The sequence below is a fragment of the Streptomyces calidiresistens genome (genome assembly GCF_014141525.1).
Taxonomy (GTDB): Bacteria; Actinomycetota; Actinomycetes; order Streptomycetales; family Streptomycetaceae; genus Streptomyces; species Streptomyces calidiresistens.
The window spans coordinates 1-2,850 of the sequence record NZ_VKHS01000706.1; the positions used below are offsets into that span (position 1 = coordinate 1).

3 protein-coding genes are annotated in these 2,850 nt (G+C 74.2%); all 3 read right to left on the reverse strand.

Going from position 1 to position 2,850, the window contains the following annotated elements:
• A partial coding sequence (locus FOE67_RS21740) for a class I SAM-dependent DNA methyltransferase (RefSeq protein ID WP_182666532.1) occupies nucleotides 1-832 on the reverse strand: 832 nt, incomplete at its 3' end.
• On the reverse strand, nucleotides 829-2,112 hold the full coding sequence (locus FOE67_RS21745) for an MFS transporter (RefSeq protein WP_182666533.1): 1,284 nt from the start codon (nucleotides 2,110-2,112) through the stop codon (nucleotides 829-831). The genes FOE67_RS21740 and FOE67_RS21745, both read right to left, overlap by 4 nt.
• A partial coding sequence (locus FOE67_RS21750) for an enolase C-terminal domain-like protein (protein WP_182666534.1) occupies nucleotides 2,109-2,850 on the reverse strand: 742 nt, incomplete at its 5' end. The genes FOE67_RS21750 and FOE67_RS21745, both read right to left, overlap by 4 nt.

The window sequence follows — 2,850 nt, forward strand, 5'->3', positions numbered from 1 at the left end:
CGGGGTGGGCCCGCGGCAGGAGCCGGGCCACCAGGTGCAGACGGTCCCCGTCGGCCCGGCCGGCCGGGCCGGGGTTTCCGGGGTCTCCCGGGCGCCAGGGGGGATCGGTCCGCGGGCCGGGGCCGTCGTGCAGTTCCAGCACCTCGAACCCCGCGGTGGCCAACAACAGCCGGAGTTCCTGGGGGAAGAGCAGCCGCCAGGCGGATCGCTGCTCGACCGCCGGGGAACCGTCGTCGGCCGTCCAGACCCGCCGGCGGCGGAGGAGTTGGGCGGCCCGGTCCACCCACAGCGTGGTGACCGAGGTGTGGGTGACGCCCTCGACGGTGAACGACGTGGTGCGGGGCCCGTCGAGGAGTTCGGTGCGCCCGAGGAAGAAGGCCCCGTTGCGCATCTCGGCCACCAGCAGGCCGCCCGGGGCCAGGTGGTGTCGGCAGGAGGCGAGGAACCCCTCCAGTTCCCGGTTGGTGTGGCAGTACAACAGGGCGCTGTCCAGACAGACCACCGCGTCCACCGTGCGGCGCAGGTCGAAGGCGCGCAGGTCGGCCCACAGGTAGTCCGGACCGGGATGGTGGGCACGGGCGTGGGCGAGCATGGTCGTCGACAGGTCGACACCCGTGACACGGCGGCCCGCGCGGTGCAGGTGGGCGGCGTCCCGACCGGTGCCGCAGCCGGCGTCCAGGACCCGGGGACCCGCGCCGTGACGGCGCAGGACGTCCTCGACCCAACGGGCGGCGATGTGTTCGGGATCGGGAAAACGGAGCTCGTAGAGGTCGGGGCGGTCGGTGAGCAGGTTTCCCGAGCCGCCCGCCGGGTCGGGGCCGGTGAGCGTCACGGGGCGGCTCCCCGGGCGGGCGCGGGGACCGGGGCCCCCGGGTCGGGCAGCAGGGAGCGGCGGGAGAGCAGGGCCACTCCCCCGGCGGAGGCCAGACCGATGGCGGCGCAGCACACCCAGGGCAGCCAGGAGATCCCCGGGTTCTCCCCGAGGTCCATGGTCCATCCCACGAGGATGTTGCCGAGGGCCGCGGCCAGGCCGGAGACCATGTAGAAGACCCCGAGGTGGGTGCCGGTCAGGGAACTCCGGCCGAAGGCGGGGACGAGTTCCATGACGAAGGGCTGGGCCGTCATCACCCCCAGGTAGAGGACGAGTGCGGCGAGCAGGACGGGAAGCAGGCGCAGCACCGCCGCGGCCGTGCCGTCCGGGACCCCCGGATCCGAGACCCCGACCACCGGCAGCGGAATCAGGAAGGCCAACCCCATGAGGGCCAGGCCCAGGGAGATCCACCGGCCGCGCCGGCCCCGGCGTTTGAGTCGGGTGGTGATGCGCAACTGGAGGGTGAGGCCGGCGACGGTACCGACCAGGAAGAGGAGGCCGGCCGCACCCGCCCATCCGCCGGCGGTCCGCGCGCCGTCCGGCAGAAGCAGGTAGAGCTGGGTCTCCAGGGTGAACATGCCGGTCATGGCGAGGGCGAAGGCGAGGAATCGCCGGTTGCCGAGCACCTCCCGCCAATCGGTCAGGACGCCGGGGCGGTCGAGGCGCTCCACCCGCCGGGCCGGCAGGACGAGGGCCTGTGCCACGGTCAGGACGGCGAAGATCGCGGCCGCGGTGAGCGCGGAGGTGCGGAAGTCCACCAGCAGCAGGACACCGCCCAGCAGGGGGCCGACCAGGGCGCCACAGGTGGCGAACACCTGGAACAGGGCGAACGCCTCCGCCCGCCGGTCCCCCGACTCCACCGCGATGTAGGCGCGCACCGCCGGGTTGAACAGGGCGCCCGCCATCCCGCTGAGCACGGAGGCGGCCAGGAGGACGGTCAGGGAATCGCCGAGTGCGAAGAGTCCGAACCCGACGGTCCGCAGGGCGCAACCGGTGATGATGACGCCCCGGGCACCGAGCCGGTCGGCCGCCGAACCACCGATGATGAACAGCCCCTGTTGGCTGAGGTTGCGCACCCCGAGCACCACGCCGACGATCGCCGCCGACATGCCGAGGTTCTCGCCGAGGTGCAGCGCGAGGTAGGGAACCAGGAGGTAGAAGCCGGTGTTGACGCCGAATTGGTTGACCAGGAGCAGGCGGACGGCGAGGGGGAAGTCCCGCACCGCGCGAAGGGTCGTCACGGCGGGCCTCCCCCCGTCCGCGCGGCGTGGTCCGAAAGGCCGTCCGCGGGGGGCGGCGGGTCGATCGGGGTGACGCCCAGTCCCGGTGTGTCGCCGACACCGACGGTGCCGTCCGCTCCACCGATGCCCCGCCACGGGTCCCGCGCCAGCAGCAGGTGGCCGTCGAGATCGACCCACCGCGCGCGGTCCACCAGGTGGACGGCCGGTGCGATGCCGAGTGAGGAGGCGGTGAAACAGCCGAGCATGACCTCGGTGCCGCTCCCCTCGAGTGCCTCCATGACGCGCAGGGCCGCCCGCACCCCACCGCACTCGGCGAGCTTGATGTTGACGCCGCCGACCCGCCCGGCCAACCGGACGGCGTCCCGGTGATCGGCGGCGTCCTCGTCCGCGATCAGGGGCAGGGGCGAACGCGCGGCGAGCCGGGCGAGCGCGTCGGGGTCCCCGGGGGCGATGGGTTGTTCCACGGCCTCGACCCCGGGGAGGGCGAAACGCGGGATCAGCCGCTCGGCCGCCTCCGGGGTCCAGGCCCCGTTGGGGTCCAGGATCAGACGGATCCCCGGCGCGGCGTCGCGGACGGCGGAGACACGCTCCAGGTCCTCCGCCGGGTCGGGGGCGCCGAGCTTGAGCTTGAGCAGCCGGAAGCCCCGGTCGGCGAGCGCCCGGGCCCGCTCCGCGGCGTCGCCGGGATCGGTGATGCCGATGGTGTGTGCGGTCGCGGCGGAGGGTGGCGGGCCGGCG